Annotated in this window: 12 protein-coding genes; 11 read left to right on the top strand and 1 reads right to left on the bottom strand. The window is 51.7% G+C overall.

Features of this window, described 5'->3' with window-relative positions:
* Positions 1–147: 147 nt before the first annotated feature.
* The 3 genes from yddG to OGV67_RS10500 all read left to right on the top strand — a co-directional run bounded on the left by yddG (position 148) and on the right by OGV67_RS10500 (position 3219).
* Positions 148–1029: an aromatic amino acid efflux DMT transporter YddG gene (gene yddG / locus OGV67_RS10510; protein WP_115614789.1), complete on the top strand. Its 882-nt coding sequence runs from the start codon at positions 148–150 to the stop codon at positions 1027–1029.
* 568 nt (positions 1030–1597) lie between these two features.
* A complete protein-coding gene (ompC, locus tag OGV67_RS10505) occupies positions 1598–2698 on the top strand; it encodes a porin OmpC (RefSeq protein ID WP_047463657.1) in 1101 nt (366 codons plus the stop codon).
* Between the two features lie 80 nt (positions 2699–2778).
* Complete coding sequence (locus tag OGV67_RS10500) at positions 2779–3219, top strand: GFA family protein (RefSeq protein ID WP_024130326.1); 441 nt, start codon at positions 2779–2781, stop codon at positions 3217–3219.
* Position 3220: 1 nt separating this feature from the next.
* Here the strand turns inward: OGV67_RS10500 and OGV67_RS10495 are convergent, their stop codons facing one another.
* Positions 3221–4708 carry an MFS transporter gene (locus OGV67_RS10495; protein WP_115614788.1) on the bottom strand — a complete coding sequence of 496 codons (1488 nt, stop codon included), beginning with the start codon at positions 4706–4708 and terminating at the stop codon, positions 3221–3223.
* Positions 4709–4826: 118 nt separating this feature from the next.
* On the opposite strand from OGV67_RS10495, the gene OGV67_RS10490 reads away from it, so the two are divergent.
* The 8 genes from OGV67_RS10490 to OGV67_RS10455 all read left to right on the top strand — a co-directional run bounded on the left by OGV67_RS10490 (position 4827) and on the right by OGV67_RS10455 (position 16274).
* Positions 4827–5405, top strand: a complete 579-nt coding sequence (locus OGV67_RS10490) for a TetR family transcriptional regulator (protein WP_058669179.1) — start codon at positions 4827–4829, stop codon at positions 5403–5405.
* Positions 5406–5620: 215 nt separating this feature from the next.
* The gene (locus OGV67_RS10485; RefSeq protein WP_115614787.1) at positions 5621–7015 is read left to right on the top strand and encodes a NarK family nitrate/nitrite MFS transporter; all 1395 of its coding nucleotides are present in this window, start codon (positions 5621–5623) and stop codon (positions 7013–7015) included.
* Between the two features lie 124 nt (positions 7016–7139).
* On the top strand, positions 7140–10880 hold the full coding sequence (locus tag OGV67_RS10480; protein WP_115614786.1) for a nitrate reductase subunit alpha: 3741 nt from the start codon (positions 7140–7142) through the stop codon (positions 10878–10880).
* On the top strand, positions 10877–12421 hold the full coding sequence (gene narH / locus OGV67_RS10475; protein ID WP_012132376.1) for a nitrate reductase subunit beta: 1545 nt from the start codon (positions 10877–10879) through the stop codon (positions 12419–12421). The genes OGV67_RS10480 and narH overlap by 4 nt, the downstream gene beginning before the upstream one ends.
* Positions 12421–13116 (top strand): nitrate reductase molybdenum cofactor assembly chaperone, encoded by a 696-nt coding sequence (narW, locus tag OGV67_RS10470; RefSeq protein ID WP_115614785.1) that lies wholly within the window; start codon positions 12421–12423, stop codon positions 13114–13116. The genes narH and narW overlap by 1 nt, the downstream gene beginning before the upstream one ends.
* Positions 13113–13793 carry a respiratory nitrate reductase subunit gamma gene (gene narI / locus OGV67_RS10465; protein WP_012132374.1) on the top strand — a complete coding sequence of 227 codons (681 nt, stop codon included), beginning with the start codon at positions 13113–13115 and terminating at the stop codon, positions 13791–13793. The genes narW and narI overlap by 4 nt, the downstream gene beginning before the upstream one ends.
* A 332-nt stretch (positions 13794–14125) precedes the next feature.
* Positions 14126–15334 (top strand): ribokinase, encoded by a 1209-nt coding sequence (rbsK, locus tag OGV67_RS10460; protein WP_115614784.1) that lies wholly within the window; start codon positions 14126–14128, stop codon positions 15332–15334.
* A 13-nt stretch (positions 15335–15347) separates the two neighbouring features.
* Positions 15348–16274 (top strand): nucleoside hydrolase, encoded by a 927-nt coding sequence (locus tag OGV67_RS10455; protein ID WP_115181632.1) that lies wholly within the window; start codon positions 15348–15350, stop codon positions 16272–16274.
* Position 16275 lies beyond the last annotated feature (1 nt).

The following is a 16275-nucleotide window of genomic DNA, read 5'->3' as shown; positions in this document are numbered from 1 at the left end:
CGGTTCCGCTACTAAATAGTTCTTTTTGTCGAGTTTATATACCACCAAAGGAGTATCAGAAAGACAATGAATTAGCGCGGGAAGGTGTAAAAGTGCTATAAATTTCAGCGATATTTTTTTGACCAGGAATGGGGATAAACGGAGAGAATGACGACACAAAAAGCAACGTTAATTGGACTTATTGCCATCGTACTCTGGAGCACGATGGTCGGGCTTATTCGTGGGGTAAGTGAAGGACTTGGGCCTGTTGGCGGCGCCGCCGCTATTTATTCGCTAAGCGGATTATTGCTCATCTTTACCGTTGGGTTCCCCAATATTCGTCGTTTTCCTGTTCGTTATTTAATCGCTGGCAGCGTACTGTTTGTCAGTTATGAAATATGTCTGGCGCTCTCGCTGGGATATGCAGCAACGCGTCACCAGGCAATTGAAGTCGGCATGGTCAACTATTTATGGCCCAGCCTGACGATTCTTTTTGCTATTTTGTTCAATGGACAAAAAACAACCTGGCTGGTTGTTCCAGGATTAATTGTCGCGTTAACCGGCGTCTGTTGGGTTTTAGGCGGTGAACATGGACTCCATGCTGATGAAATTATCAGCAATATTGCAACCAGCCCATTAAGCTATTTTCTCGCTTTTCTCGGCGCATTTATCTGGGCAACCTACTGTACCGTCACTAACAAATATGCCAGAGGGTTTAATGGCATTACGATATTTGTCCTCCTCACTGCTGCAAGTTTATGGGTACATTATTTTCTGACGCCGCAGCCGGAGATGATTTTTAGCACGCCTGTCGTTATCAAACTGTTTTCTGCTGCCCTGACGTTAGGATTTGCTTATGCAGCATGGAACGTGGGTATTTTGCATGGCAACGTCACGATTATGGCTGTGGGGTCCTATTTTACCCCGGTGCTGTCATCTGCGCTGGCCGCTGTCCTGTTAAGCGCGCCGCTGTCATTTTCATTCTGGCAAGGTGCGGTTATGGTGTGTGTGGGTTCCCTGCTTTGTTGGTTAGCGACGCGTCGCGCCTGAAGTCAGTGGTCGGGGCGGATTATCTTTCGAGTTCTGTGGCTGCCCCGACTCTCTTCCTGCTGTATTAATTTCGGTTAAATGAATATTGCGATCGGCATTATTTCTTCGAAAATTCTTATTTGCTTTTTTTCTGGCTTCTTGCCATATAGTTATTTAAATGAAAATTTGTTGTTGCTGATGAATGGCGAACGGAGTGTATAATACTTCATCACTTGTTTTGTTTTTGTTAAAATTATGATGTTCAATTGATAAAATAAAGCATTTTATGTTCATTTGTAACTGTATTTTCGTATATAGTCAGCAAGCGTGACTAGAGACAATAAAACCATCACCCGCAAAACAATTCCTTTTGAAAATATATTATCTCAGGATATACCCATCTAAAATTAATACCATGAGATCTATTATGTAGATCTGGATCACACAACTTCAAATAATTTGTAATCTTATGAAACTTATTATTGAATTAGTACCACGACGTCTATTAAAAATAGTCTGCCATTGACAAGCGGCCTCGTTTAGAAATGGTTTAGGAAACACGCTAAGAAAATTATAAGGATTAATTAAAATGAAACTTAAATTAGTTGCAGTGGCAGTGACTACCCTGTTGGCAGCAGGTGCGGTAAACGCAGCTGAGGTATATAACAAAGACGGCAACAAACTGGACCTGTACGGTAAAGTAACCGCTCTTCATTATTTCTCTGACGACAAGGGTGATGATGGCGATAAAACTTATGCGCGTCTGGGCTTCAAAGGCGAAACTCAGATCAACGACCAACTGACCGGTTTCGGCCAGTGGGAATATGAATTCAAAGGCAACAACGACGAGTCCAACGGCACCAAAGGCAACAAAACGCGTCTGGCGTTCGCTGGTCTGAAATTTGATCAGTTCGGTTCTCTGGACTACGGCCGTAACTACGGCGTCGTTTACGACATCGGCGCATGGACTGACGTTCTGCCTGAGTTCGGTGGCGATACCTGGACCCAGAGCGATGTGTTCATGACTGGCCGTACTACCGGCGTTGCAACCTACCGTAACACCGACTTCTTCGGTCTGGTTGAAGGTCTGAACTTCGCTGCTCAGTATCAGGGTAAAAACGAACGTAGTAACAGCGATAAAATCTACGGCGCTGACATCACTAAAGCGAATGGCGACGGTTTCGGTATCTCCTCTACCTATGAGTTCGACGGTTTCGGCGTGGGTGCATCTTATGCAAAATCTGACCGTACTGACGCGCAGGTGAATTCTGCTGCGAACGAACTGAACGCAGGCGGTAAAAACGCAGAGGTTTGGGCTGCTGGTCTGAAATACGATGCGAACAACATCTACCTGGCGACCACCTACTCTGAAACCCGCAATATGACTGCTTACGGCAGCGATCACATTGCGAACAAAGCGCAGAACTTCGAAGCTGTTGCTCAGTACCAGTTCGACTTCGGTCTGCGTCCGTCCATCGCTTACCTGAAATCCAAAGGTAAAGATATCGGTAGCTGGGGCGACCAGGATCTGGTTGAGTACATCGATGTGGGCGCGACCTACTACTTCAACAAAAACATGTCTACCTACGTTGATTACAAAATCAACCTGGTTGACGACAGCCGCTTCACCGAAGCAGCTGGCGTTAGCACTGACAACATCGTTGCTGTTGGTCTGACCTACCAGTTCTAATCTTTCCTGATTTGAACATAAGCCAGCCCATCATGGGCTGGCTTTTCTCCAGATGTTGATCCGGTCATAAGGAGTATGCCGTGCAAACGTTCACAGGACGTTGCCTCTGTGGGCAGAGTCATTTTACCGTTGACGTTGAAATGCTCGATGTTTATGCCTGTCACTGCACGCTGTGTCAAAAATGGTCTGGTGGTATTGCGATGTACCTGGAAGCCTGCGGTCGTCCGCTTATGGCTCCCCATTCACCAGAGCCCTCTCACTTCTCTTCTTCTTTGCGTGGCGAACGCTACTTCTGTTCAGGTTGTGGGTGTCCGCTGTGGTTCCGGCTGACGGAAAGCGACCGCTATTTTATGCCCTGGACGCTGTTGGAATTAACCGAAGATGAACGGCGTCGTCTGATCCTGGCAGCCGAAATCTATACCGAAACGCAACCTGCGTTCTGGCGGTTGACGGGGCAATACGCTCGCCTGAGCGGTAAAGAGATCGAAGCGATGGATTACCCCTGTCAATTAGCACATTAGGTTAGCCGCGTTTTACTTTTGCCAGACTAAACCACATCCCTACTGCTAACAGAATTAACATGCTTCCGGCACTGCTCAGCGCCACGCTGTGCGACCAGGTAAACGCCTGTCTGGCGGCGTCCAGTATCGCCTCACCAAGTGAAGGCGAGAGCGTATCCGCCAGCTGCACCGCTTCTCCCATTGACGACGATGCGCGTTCGATTTCCTCTGCGTTCAGGCCGGAAGGAAGCAGGATAGATGCGGAAAAGCTGCGGCTTAACAACAAGCCAAAGATCGCAATGCCAAGCCCGGCGCCCAGTTCATAGGCCATGGTTTCTATCGCCCCGGCCGCCGCCGCTTTTTCTGCGGGCGCAGCGGCCATAATGGCGGCAGTAGAGGCGAGCAACGCGCTGGCGGCGCTAAAACCCAGCAGCGCCATCAGGCACCAGGCCTGCCATTGCTGCGTGCTGAAATCCGTCATTGCCAGGCCATAAAAGCTCAGCGCGCTTAGCGCCATGCCGCCAGTCGCCACCGTTCGCAATCCCAGTCGTGAAACCAGCATCCCGGCAAGGGGGCCGCTGAATCCACTTGCGAGCATCACCGGCAGCATAAACAGCCCTGCTTCATACGGCGTTAAGCCATGAACAAACTGAAGCTCCTGCGCCATCAGCAACTCGAAGCCGACCAGCGTGATCATCGCCGTCATCGCCATCACAACGCCGCTCAGAATGATGCGATGCGTAAACAGACGCATATCGATCATCGGGCGCGCTGCGGCGAGCTGCGTGCGAATAAACATGCCCAACAACAGCGCGCCGATCATCAGCGTCAGGGCGATAACGCCGCTGGCCAGTTGCCCTTTCAGCGCGGTTTTCGCGCTGTATACCAGCAGCAGGATGGCGATAATCAGCATGACCGCATGGCTAAAGTTCAATGGCTGATCGCGGCGACCGGACTGGCGAGGCACAAAGCGCGCCGTTAACGCCATCACCGCCAGGACAATGGGCACATTGATCAGGAAGACCGATCCCCAGTAAAAGTGCTCCAGTAACATACCGCCGACCAGCGGGCCGAACGCGGCGCCGCCCGACCCTACGGCCGCCCAGACGCCAAGCGCCATATTACGGTGGCGGGCCTCAGAAAACGTAGCGCGGATACCGGCCAGCGTCGCCGGAACAATCATCGCCGCGCCGATAGCCAGAATCGCGCGGGTAGCAATCAGCCAACTGGCGCTGTGGGCGAACGCTGCCGCCAGCGACGCAAGACCGAATAAGCCTCCCCCCAGCAACAGCAGGCGTTTAAAGCCGATTCGATCGCCCAGCGCGCCCATCGGCAATACCATCCCTGCCATCACCAGAGAATAAATATCAATGATCCACAACAGCTCGTTGCCACTGGCGCCCAACGTCATGCTCAGCGTGGGTGCGGCAACGTGCAGCACCGTTGCATCAATCGCAACAGGGATGTAGACCAGTACAATAATCATTAACGTTAACCACTGACGAAACATAAAACGTCCTTTGAAAGCAAAAACTGAACACATGTTCAACTCTCGCGATCCTACGGAAAGTTGAACGCATGTCCAGCTTTTTGTTACACTGCGCCAACTGCGAAAATGGGAGAAAGCCATGAGTTATCTGAATCGGGATGAGCGCCGTGAGGTGATCCTGCAAGCGGCAATGCGCGTCGCGCTGGAAGAGGGATTGAGTGGCATGACGGTAAGGCGAATCGCGCAGGAAGCCGGCGTCGCGACCGGGCAACTCCACCACCATTTCAGCAGTTCTGGCGAGCTTAAATCTCAGGTATTCGTTCGTCTGATTCGCACCTTGCTGGATGCCAGCCTGGTGCCTGAGCACTGCACCTGGCGCATGCGGCTGCACGCCATGCTGGGGAGTGACGATGGCGGATTAGAGCCCTACATTAAACTCTGGCGGGAAGCGCAGATCCTGGCGGATAACGACCCGGAAATTAAAAGCGCCTACCTGCTGACCATGCAAATGTGGCATGAAGAAACGACCGCCATCATTGAAGGCGGTCAGGAGGCAGGAGAATTTTCATTGGCCTCAGCCGCCGCTGATGTCGCCTGGCGATTAATCGCATTAGCCTGCGGGCTGGACGGCATGTACGCCCTCGGTATGCCTGAAATGACCGACCCTGCCTACCAGCAGCATCTGGACCGCATGATTACGCTGGAGTTATTTCGCTGATGTTATACGTTAGTTAACAATGTATCTTTTGTATTTACATTTGGTAACACTTAAGCAACTTATTAACCGCCCTTCACTCCTCGTGGTCTCGCTTTTTTATCTATCCTTTCAATCAATATTCTTAAAAGTCTTCAATAAATTCTAAAAAGGGCCCGCGCGCCCTTCCTGGACTTATTTCTTTTTTTTCATGAACGACGTGTGCGTGTGAGGGCAATATGGCGCTACAAAATGAGAAAAATAATCGTTATCTTTTGAGTGACTGGAGGCCAGAACAACCCGCTTTCTGGGAAAACAAAGGTAAACACATTGCCCGAAGAAATCTTTGGATATCAGTGGCTTGTTTATTGCTCGCATTCTGCGTCTGGATGTTATTTAGTGCCGTCGCCGTTAATTTGAATAAAATTGGTTTTAATTTCACCACTGACCAGCTCTTTTTATTAACCGCTTTACCTTCGCTGTCCGGGGCTATATTACGCGTGCCCTACTCCTTTATGGTACCTATATTTGGCGGGCGTCGCTGGACGATTTTTAGCACAGTTATTCTGATTATTCCCTGTATCTGGCTCGGTTTTGCGGTGCAAAACACATCCACCCCTTTTGGAGTATTTATTATCATTGCGCTGCTGTGCGGTTTTGCTGGCGCTAACTTTGCCTCCAGTATGGGCAACATCAGTTTTTTCTTCCCGAAAGCAAAGCAAGGTAGCGCCCTCGGCGTGAACGGCGGTTTAGGCAACCTTGGCGTCAGCGTGATGCAACTTGTCGCCCCGCTGGTGATTTTCCTGCCCATGTTCACTTTTCTGGGCGTACAAGGTGTGCCGCAGCCCGATGGCTCGCTGCTTTCGCTGACGAACGCCGCGTGGATCTGGGTGCCGTTATTGCTTATCGCGACCCTCGCAGCCTGGACCGGGATGAATGATATCGCCAGTTCGAAAGCCTCTGTCGCTTCTCAACTGCCGGTGCTGAAACGCTTTCACCTTTGGCTGCTCAGCCTGCTCTATCTCGCCACCTTCGGTTCTTTTATCGGTTTCTCCGCAGGATTCGCCATGCTGGCGAAAACCCAGTTTCCCGACGTCAATATTCTGCAACTGGCCTTCTTTGGCCCGTTTATCGGCGCGCTTGCGCGTTCTGCGGGCGGCGTTATTTCTGACAGGTTCGGCGGCGTTCGCGTCACGCTGATTAACTTCGTTTTCATGGCGCTGTTTACCGCCCTGCTGTTTCTGACATTACCGGGCTCCGGCTCAGGAAGTTTTATCGCCTTCTATCTGGTGTTTATGGGGCTTTTCCTGACGGCGGGCCTGGGAAGCGGCTCGACCTTCCAGATGATTGCGGTCATTTTCCGCCAGATCACGATCTACAGAGTGAAACTGCGCGGCGGCTCAGATGCGCAGGCCCAGCGTGAAGCCGTGACCGATACGGCCGCTGCCCTCGGTTTTATCTCTGCGATTGGCGCAGTCGGCGGTTTCTTTATCCCTAAAGCTTTTGGTTCTTCTCTGGCGTTGACCGGCTCGCCGGTTGGCGCAATGAAAATCTTTCTGGTGTTTTACATCGTTTGCGTACTGGTGACCTGGCTGGTTTATGGTCGCCGTAAACCGGCAGCAACAAAAAAATAAAACATATTCATCACAGGTTCGGACGTAGGCCGGATAAGACGCCGGGCGTCGCCATCAGGCAATCGCACAGCGCCTTATCCGGCCTACAAGACCGCCTGACACATTATGGAGCAGGAGAAATGTCATGAGTAAACTGTTGGATCGCTTTCGCTATTTTAAGCAAAAAGGCGACACTTTTGCGGACGGTCACGGTCAGGTGATGCACACCAACCGGGACTGGGAGGACAGTTATCGTCAGCGCTGGCAGTTCGATAAAATCGTGCGCTCCACGCATGGCGTGAACTGCACCGGCTCCTGTAGCTGGAAAATCTACGTTAAAAATGGTCTGGTGACCTGGGAAACGCAGCAGACGGACTACCCCCGAACCCGCCCGGATCTGCCTAATCATGAACCGCGCGGCTGCCCACGCGGCGCCAGCTATTCCTGGTATCTCTATAGCGCTAACCGCCTGAAGTATCCGCTGGTGCGTAAACGCCTGATTGAACTGTGGCGTGACGCCCTTTCCCGCCAGCCTGATCCGGTACTAGCGTGGGAGTCGATCATGAACGATCCGCAAAAGTGCCAAAGCTACAAGCAGGTGCGTGGACGCGGTGGGTTTATTCGTTCTAACTGGAAAGAACTTAATCAGCTGATCGCGGCGGCCAACGTCTGGACCGTCAAAAACTATGGGCCTGACCGTGTCGCCGGGTTCTCGCCGATTCCGGCGATGTCGATGGTCTCCTACGCCGCCGGGACCCGTTATCTCTCGTTGCTCGGCGGAACCTGCCTGAGTTTCTATGACTGGTACTGCGATCTGCCGCCCGCATCGCCGATGACGTGGGGCGAGCAAACCGATGTCCCGGAATCCGCAGACTGGTACAACTCCAGCTATATCATCGCCTGGGGCTCTAACGTGCCGCAAACGCGCACGCCGGACGCACACTTCTTCACAGAAGTGCGTTACAAAGGCACCAAGACGATTGCCATTACGCCGGACTACTCAGAAGTCGCCAAGCTGTGCGACCAGTGGCTGGCGCCGAAGCAAGGTACTGACAGCGCGCTGGCGATGGCAATGGGCCACGTCATCCTCAAAGAATTTCATCTCGATAACCTCAGCGACTATTTCCTGAATTACTGTCGCCGCTATACCGACATGCCGATGCTGGTCATGCTTGAAGCGCGCGAAGACGGCAGCTATGTGCCGGGTCGCATGATGCGGGCGTCCGATCTGGTCGACGGGCTGGGTGAAACCAATAACCCGGAATGGAAAACCGTCGCTTATAACCGCGCGGGTGAACTGGTGGTGCCGAACGGCTCCATCGGCTTTCGCTGGGGCGAGAAAGGCAAGTGGAATCTTGAGCCGCTGGCGGCAGGCAACGAAACGGAACTGACCCTCTCCTTGCTGGGCCAGCATGATGATGTCGCTGGCGTAGCGTTCCCTTACTTTGGCGGTAATGAGAACCCGCATTTTCGCAGCGTGAAGCAAGAACCGGTTCTGGTGCGCCAGTTGCCGGTGAAGCGTCTTACCCTGGCCGATGGCAGCCTCTGCCCGGTCGTCAGCGTCTACGACCTGGTGCTGGCGAATTATGGCCTGGACCGTGGTCTGGATGACGATCACAGCGCCAAAGATTACGCGGAAATTAAGGCCTACACTCCCGCCTGGGGCGAACAGATTACCGGCGTACCGCGTCGTCACATCGAAACGATCGCCCGGGAATTTGCCGATACCGCGCATAAAACGCATGGCCGTTCCATGATCATCCTCGGTGCCGGTGTGAACCACTGGTATCACATGGATATGAACTATCGCGGGATGATTAACATCCTCGTGTTCTGCGGCTGCGTGGGGCAAAGCGGCGGCGGCTGGGCGCACTACGTGGGGCAGGAAAAGTTACGCCCGCAAACCGGCTGGCTGCCGCTGGCGTTTGCGCTGGACTGGAACCGCCCGCCGCGTCAGATGAACAGCACGTCGTTTTTCTATAATCACGCCAGCCAGTGGCGTTATGAAAAACTGACCGCGCAGGAACTGCTGTCGCCGCTGGCTGATTCCTCACGCTTTACCGGCCATTTAATTGATTTCAACGTGCGAGCTGAACGTATGGGCTGGCTGCCCTCCGCGCCTCAGCTCAATCTCAACCCGCTCACGCTGAAAAGCAAAGCGGAACAGGCCGGATTATCCCCTGCTGATTACACCGTACAGGCGCTGAAGTCGGGAGATATTCGTTTTGCCTGCGAGCAGCCGGACAGCGGTAAAAACCACCCGCGCAACCTCTTCGTCTGGCGCTCGAATTTGCTGGGTTCATCCGGCAAGGGGCATGAATACATGCTCAAATACCTGCTGGGCACCGAAAGTGGCATTCAGGGAGAGGCGCTGGGGTCCAGTGACGGCGTCAAACCGGAAGATGTGGAGTGGCAAACGGCCGCCATTGAAGGCAAGCTCGACCTGCTGGTGACGCTGGATTTCCGTATGTCCAGCACCTGCCTGTTCTCGGATATTGTGCTGCCGACCGCCACCTGGTATGAAAAAGACGACATGAATACCTCGGATATGCATCCGTTTATTCATCCGCTGTCTGCTGCCGTTGACCCGGCGTGGGAATCGAAAAGCGACTGGGAAATCTACAAAGGGATCGCCAAAGTGTTCTCCGACGTCTGCGTGGGGCATCTTGGCAAAGAAACCGATGTGGTGCTGCAACCGCTACAGCATGACTCCCCGGCGGAGCTGGCGCAGCCGTTTGATATTCTCGACTGGCGCAAAGGCGAATGCGATCTGATCCCCGGTAAAACCGCGCCGAACATCGCGGTGGTGGAACGCGACTATCCGGCGACGTATGAACGGTTCACCTCCCTCGGCCCGTTGATGGATACGCTGGGCAACGGCGGGAAAGGCATTTCCTGGAATACGGAAAACGAAGTCGATTTCCTCGGTAAACTCAATTACACCAAACGTGAAGGCCCGGCGAAAGGTCGCCCGCTGATTGACACCGCGCTGGACGCCTCTGAGGTCATCCTTGCGCTGGCGCCGGAAACCAACGGTCAGGTGGCAGTCAAAGCCTGGGAAGCGCTGGGCGCGATTACCGGGCGCGATCATACTCATCTGGCGCTGAACAAAGAAGACGAGAAAATCCGCTTCCGGGATATTCAGGCCCAGCCGCGCAAAATTATCTCCAGCCCGACCTGGTCCGGTCTTGAAAGCGAGCATGTCTCTTACAATGCCGGGTACACCAACGTCCATGAGCTGATCCCGTGGCGCACGCTGTCCGGTCGTCAGCAGCTCTATCAGGATCACGCCTGGATGCGCGCCTTCGGGGAAAGTCTGGTGGCCTACCGTCCGCCGATTGACACCCGTAGCGTCAGCGAAATGCGCGAAATCCCGCCGAACGGTTTCCCGGAAAAAGCGCTGAACTTCCTCACGCCACACCAGAAATGGGGCATTCACTCCACCTATAGCGAAAACCTGCTCATGCTGACGCTGTCGCGCGGCGGGCCGATTGTCTGGATCAGTGAAACTGATGCCCGTGAGCTCGGCATTGAGGATAACGACTGGATCGAGGCCTTCAACGCCAACGGCGCCCTCACCGCGCGTGCGGTGGTCAGCCAGCGCGTGCCGCCGGGTATGACCATGATGTACCACGCTCAGGAACGCATCATGAATATCCCGGGTTCTGAAGTCACGGGAATGCGCGGCGGGATTCACAACTCCGTTACGCGCGTCTGCCCGAAACCGACCCATATGATCGGCGGCTATGCGCAGCTGGCTTACAGCTTTAACTACTACGGTACGGTCGGATCGAACCGCGACGAGTTCATCATGATTAGAAAAATGAAAAATATTAACTGGCTGGATGATGAAGGTCGGGATCAGGTACAGGAGGCGAAAAAATGAAAATACGCTCACAGGTAGGCATGGTTCTCAACCTTGATAAGTGCATCGGCTGCCACACCTGCTCCGTCACCTGTAAAAACGTCTGGACCGGGCGTGAAGGTATGGAGTACGCGTGGTTTAACAACGTTGAGACAAAACCCGGTATCGGCTACCCGAAAAACTGGGAAGATCAGGAAGAGTGGCAAGGCGGCTGGGTTCGCGATGTCAACGGCAAGATAAGACCGCGTCTGGGCGGCAAGATGGGCGTTATCACCAAAATTTTCGCCAACCCGGTGATCCCGCAAATCGATGATTACTACGAACCGTTTACCTACGATTATCAGCATCTGCACAGCGCGCCGGAGAGCAAAAACCAGCCCACCGCCCGCCCGCGTTCGCTGATTGATGGCAAAAGGATGGATAAAATTGTCTGGGGGCCAAACTGGGAAGAATTGCTCGGCGGCGAATTTTCAAAACGTGCCCGCGATCGTAACTTCGAGAAGATGCAAAAGGAGATGTACGGCCAGTTCGAAAACACCTTCATGATGTATCTGCCGCGTCTGTGCGAACACTGCCTTAACCCAAGCTGTGTGGCGACCTGCCCGAGCGGCGCGATTTATAAGCGTGAAGAAGATGGTATTGTGCTAATCGACCAGGACAAATGTCGCGGCTGGCGTCTGTGCATCAGCGGTTGTCCGTACAAAAAAATCTACTTCAACTGGAAAAGCGGCAAATCAGAAAAATGTATTTTCTGTTATCCGCGTATCGAATCCGGTCAGCCGACCGTCTGCTCGGAAACCTGTGTTGGCCGTATTCGCTATCTCGGCGTGTTGTTGTATGACGCGGACCGCATTGAAGAAGCGGCCAGCACCGAACACGAAACCGATCTCTATGAGCGCCAGTGCGACGTGTTCCTTGACCCGAACGATCCGGCGGTGATTGAAGAAGCGCTGAAACAGGGTATTCCGCAAAACGTGATTGAGGCCGCTCAGCGTTCCCCGGTCTACAAAATGGCGATGGACTGGAAGCTGGCGCTGCCGTTACACCCGGAATACCGCACCCTGCCGATGGTCTGGTACGTGCCGCCGCTGTCGCCAATTCAGTCTTATGCCGATGCTGGCGGCCTGCCGCAAACCGAAGGTGTGCTTCCGGCGATCGAAAGCCTGCGTATTCCGGTGCAGTACCTTGCCAATATGCTAAGCGCAGGCGATACCGGCCCGGTGCTGCGCGCCCTGAAACGGATGATGGCGATGCGCCACTATATGCGTTCGCAGACGGTGGAAGGCGTTACGGACACCCGCGCTATTGAGGAAGTCGGCTTAAGTGTGGAACAGGTGGAAGAGATGTATCGCTACCTGGCGATCGCCAACTACGAAGACCGTTTCGTGATCCCAACCAGTCACCGCGAAATGGCGCGTGACGCCTTCCCTGAGCGTAACGGCTGCGGCTTCACCTTCGGCGATGGCTGCCACGGTTCCGACACCAAATTTAACTTGTTTAACAGCAGCCGCATTGACGCCATCAACATCACCGAAGTACGCGATAAGGCGGAGGGCGAATAATGCAGATCCTCAAGATTATCGGCTTGCTGATGGAGTACCCGGATGAGCTGTTGTGGGAGTGCCGTGACGACGCCATCGCGCTTATTCGCCATGACGCGCCAATGCTCACCGACTTCACCACTGAGCTGTTAAACGCCCCGCTGCTGGATAAGCAGGCGCAGTGGTGCGAAATCTTTGATCGTGGGCGCGCGACGTCGCTGTTGCTGTTTGAACACGTTCATGCGGAATCGCGCGATCGGGGCCAGGCGATGGTCGATCTGCTGGCCCAGTATGAAAAGGTGGGACTGCAACTTGACTGCCGCGAGTTACCCGACCATCTGCCGCTCTATCTGGAGTATTTGAGCGTGCTGCCGGAAGCAGAAGCGCGGGAGGGATTGCAGAACATCGCGCCGATCCTCGCGCTGCTGGGCGGGCGTTTAAAACAACGGGAAACGCCGTGGTATCAGCTGTTTGACGCCCTGCTGTCGCTGGCGGGTAGCCCACTTTCCAGTGACAGTGTCACGCAGCAGATCGACGGCGAGGCGCGTGACGATACGCGTCAGGCGCTGGATGCCGTCTGGGAAGAGGAACAGGTGAAGTTTATCGAAGATAACGCCACCGCCTGTGACAGTTCTCCGTTACAACACTATCAACGACGCTTTAGCCAGGACGTGGCGCCACAGTATGTCGACGTCAGCGCGGGAGGCCCGAAATGATACAGTACCTGAACGTCTTTTTTTACGACATCTACCCCTACCTCTGCGGCACGGTGTTTATTCTCGGCAGTTGGTTGCGCTATGACTACGGACAGTACACCTGGCGCGCCTCGTCCAGCCAGATGCTGGACAAACGCGGTATGGTGCTATGGTCAAACCTGTTCCATATCGGCATCCTGGGGATCTTCTTCGGCCATCTGTTCGGTATGCTAACGCCCCACTGGATGTACGCCTGGTTCCTGCCCATTGCGGTGAAACAGCAAATGGCGATGATTCTTGGCGGGGTCTGCGGTGTGCTGACGCTGGTCGGCGGCGCAGGTCTGCTGATTCGGCGTCTGTTTAATCAGCGCGTGCGCGCCAGCTCATCCACGGCGGATATTTTGATCCTCTGTATCCTGCTGATCCAGTGCATCCTCGGGCTGACGACAATACCGTTCTCCGCGCAACACCCGGACGGAAGTGAGATGCTGAAACTGGTCGGTTGGGCGCAGGCGGTTGTGACGTTCCAGGGCGGCGCTTCGGCGCATCTGGACGGCGTGGCGCCGATTTTCCGCGCGCATCTGGTGTTGGGAATGACCATCTTCCTGATTTTCCCGTTCACGCGTCTGGTGCATGTCTGGAGCGCGCCGTTTGAGTATTTCACTCGCCGCTACCAGATTGTCCGCTCACGTCGCTGACCCTATGCCCGGTGGCGCGATGCTTACCGGGCCTACAAAATACTCCCTGTAGGCCGGATAAGGCGTAAGCCGCCATCCGGCATATACCCGGAATCTCTTCTCTTGTAAAACGTAAGCCCCCTCTTTTTCCTGCCTGCCGTATATACATTACAAATTCATTAGACTCGCTATTTAACTTACTCATTCATCTAATACCCGTTACTCAAAATACAAATTGTTACTTCTTCAATCTTCGCCTGTTTGCTTCCGTTTTGCTCTAATTAATGAGATTACGGTCACTTTTTCATATCCACAGTAATTAATAGTATTATTCAATCGACGAGGACAACCCTATGCTTTTAGAAGAAAGACGTGCAAAAATATTAGCAATTCTTATTAAAAATGAACGCGTGCTGGTTAATAATTTAGCCGAATTATTCTCTGTATCAAAGGAAACAATTCGTCGCGACCTGTCTTATCTCGAAAAAAATCAGGCTATTGAACGATGCTATGGTGGCGCAATTCTTAATAAAAAGAATGTCATGGTCTCTTTCAGAAAAGAGATGCTTTCAAATATTAGTGATTTGTTAAAACATCAGGATGCAATAAAAGTTATGACTGAAGAAAAAAAAGGTAAGGTATGTGTTTTTGGATCTTTCAATGTAGATATTGTTTCCTATGTTGCAAGACTTCCACACCCAGGAGAAACTATTGTATCACAAAGTTGCTCATTTGGGCCTGGGGGAAAAGGCGCTAACCAGGCCATTGCAGCAAGTAATGCAATGTGCAAAGTTGATTTTATTACAAAAGTGGGTAACGATCAGCTAAGTTCACATGCTTATTCTCATTTAGAAGCATCAAACATAGACTCATTAACGATATATGTTTCAGACTCCGCACCTACAGGTAATGCATTAATATACGTTTCTGAATTAGATGGCGAAAATATGATTGCTATTAATCAAGGAGCTAATGTAACAATTACCGATGAGGAGATTATAAATTCACATAAAAACATATTAAATTCCAACATATTGCTGGTACAGCTTGAGAATAATCTTTCCGCAACCATCAACGCAATAAAGTATGCCAGAGAGAACGATGTTACGGTTATCTTAAACCCCGCCCCTTTTACTTCAGATGCGAAAATAATGTTACCGTTCGTCGATATAGTCACCCCAAACCAAACAGAAGCTACGCTTCTCAGCGGCATTAATATTACTGATATTGAAACAGCAAAAAAAGCCGCTGAACGAATCGCTCAAATGGGACCGCAATGCGTAATCGTGACGCTTGGGAATAAAGGTGCACTTTTATATGATAAGGGACAATTTTATATGATTCCTGCTTATCCGGCGATGGTCGTTGATACTACGGGTGCTGGTGATGCGTTCAATGGGGCGTTAGCTGCTTCCTTATCTAAAGGTGAAACAATAAAACATGCCTGTCATTATGCTGCTGCATTTTCTTCTCTGGCCGTAGAGCTAAATGGAGCATCAAATATGCCTGAACATAAAAATGTTCTCATTCGATTGAACGAATCAAGCTATTCAAAAATGTAACGAGAGAAAAACCATGACTAAAGTAATTATTGATACTGATATTGGCGTCGACGATGCTTTTGCGATCGCCTATGCAGCAGGATATTTAGATATTATTGGCATTACTACTGTTTTTGGTAATGTTCCGGTTGAACAGGCGGTTAAAAACGCAAAGCTTTTCTGCGAGAAGATCAATCTTGGAACAAAAATATATCGGGGATGCTCAAGACCTCTGGCTATTGAACCTGCTCCGCCAGGGACAAAAGTACATGGAGAAGATGGTCTTGGCGGCGTTTTTTCAAACCCGCATGATAGTCATGCAGAGGATGCAATTTCATTCATCATTGACAGTATCAAGTCTAACCCTGGAGAGATTACATTAATCCTTATTGGGCCATTAACAAACATTAGCGTTGCACTGAATCAAGCACCAGAAATCGCGGAGTTAGTTAAACAAGTTGTTATCATGGGGGGAGCATACGGTACTCATGGTCACTCCGGTAATTCGACACCATTTGCTGAGTTCAATTTCTGGAAAGATCCTCATGCTGCCGATCAGGTTCTTTCTTCGGCGCTGCCAGTAACCATCGTCCCTTTGGATGTTACGCATCAGGTATTAATTACAGGGAAAGAAATTCGTGATACTGGAAATGAATTATTTACAAGCATAGCCGATTTTTATCTGCAATATAGCCTCAAGGAAGAAGGTTTTGAAGGAATGGCACTACATGATTCCTTAGCCGTATCTTATCTTTTAAATCCTGAGTGGTTTGATACAGTTGAAAGTTCTCTACGCGTCGTTACCGAAGGTATCTGTATTGGTCAGTCGCTGCTGAAGCCTAAGTATAGAGCAACACGAGTTGATCCTTTTGCAAATTTGAAATCTCAACAAATTTGTCTTGATGTGGACGTTAATGAAGTGAAGAAACACTTCCTGAACGCACTTGCTAATAATTTTTAGT

Source organism: Citrobacter sp. CK188, assembly GCF_030333525.1.
Taxonomy (GTDB): Bacteria; Pseudomonadota; Gammaproteobacteria; order Enterobacterales; family Enterobacteriaceae; genus Citrobacter_B; species Citrobacter_B koseri.
The sequence above is the reverse complement of the archived record's forward strand: the minus strand, read 5'-3'. Positions and strand labels throughout refer to the sequence as shown.

What these genes read in the sequence shown, in the direction of transcription:
- OGV67_RS10455 (WP_115181632.1), top strand. Translation starts at nt 15,348, where the DNA reads ATGACTAAAGTAATTATTGATACTGATATTGGCGTCGACGATGCTTTT.
- narH (WP_012132376.1), top strand. Translation starts at nt 10,877, where the DNA reads ATGAAAATACGCTCACAGGTAGGCATGGTTCTCAACCTTGATAAGTGC.
- OGV67_RS10485 (WP_115614787.1), top strand. Translation starts at nt 5,621, where the DNA reads ATGGCGCTACAAAATGAGAAAAATAATCGTTATCTTTTGAGTGACTGG.
- rbsK (WP_115614784.1), top strand. Translation starts at nt 14,126, where the DNA reads ATGCTTTTAGAAGAAAGACGTGCAAAAATATTAGCAATTCTTATTAAA.
- OGV67_RS10495 (WP_115614788.1), bottom strand. Translation starts at nt 4,708, where the DNA reads ATGTTTCGTCAGTGGTTAACGTTAATGATTATTGTACTGGTCTACATC.
- ompC (WP_047463657.1), top strand. Translation starts at nt 1,598, where the DNA reads ATGAAACTTAAATTAGTTGCAGTGGCAGTGACTACCCTGTTGGCAGCA.
- yddG (WP_115614789.1), top strand. Translation starts at nt 148, where the DNA reads ATGACGACACAAAAAGCAACGTTAATTGGACTTATTGCCATCGTACTC.
- narW (WP_115614785.1), top strand. Translation starts at nt 12,421, where the DNA reads ATGCAGATCCTCAAGATTATCGGCTTGCTGATGGAGTACCCGGATGAG.
- OGV67_RS10490 (WP_058669179.1), top strand. Translation starts at nt 4,827, where the DNA reads ATGAGTTATCTGAATCGGGATGAGCGCCGTGAGGTGATCCTGCAAGCG.
- narI (WP_012132374.1), top strand. Translation starts at nt 13,113, where the DNA reads ATGATACAGTACCTGAACGTCTTTTTTTACGACATCTACCCCTACCTC.
- OGV67_RS10480 (WP_115614786.1), top strand. Translation starts at nt 7,140, where the DNA reads ATGAGTAAACTGTTGGATCGCTTTCGCTATTTTAAGCAAAAAGGCGAC.